Origin of the sequence: Tritonibacter sp. SIMBA_163 (assembly GCF_046535935.1) — a bacterium.
GTDB classification, from domain to species: domain Bacteria; phylum Pseudomonadota; class Alphaproteobacteria; order Rhodobacterales; family Rhodobacteraceae; genus Epibacterium; species Epibacterium scottomollicae.
The window spans coordinates 1-290 of the sequence record NZ_JAWJBP010000279.1; the positions used below are offsets into that span (position 1 = coordinate 1).

Genomic DNA, 290 nt, shown 5'->3' on the forward strand with positions numbered 1-290 from the left:
GATGCCGATGAGCACCACTTCGACGCCGCGGCGTTCGAGGTACTGGATCGTCGGGTCCATCCAATACGGGTCGCTTGCGCCGCCGTCCGTGTTGGCGATGAGCACCCGCCGGTTGGCCCGGCGGGCGAGCAGGCGGTGGCCCGTGACCCACAGCGAAGAGGCGAGGGGCGTGCCCCCGCCGCCGATCTGCGTGTAGTGCCGCAGGTGGCGGTAGACCTCGCGGCCCATCCGCTCCCCGAACCGCTTGAGCATCACGATCTCGGGGCCGAAAAAGCCCTTGGCGATGAACC

At 69.3% G+C, this 290-nt stretch carries 1 protein-coding gene; it reads right to left on the bottom strand.

Annotated elements, in window-relative coordinates; translation table 11 throughout:
• Nucleotides 1–290: hypothetical protein (locus tag R0J92_RS22410; RefSeq protein WP_411053279.1), on the bottom strand; the 290-nt coding region annotated here is incomplete at both ends.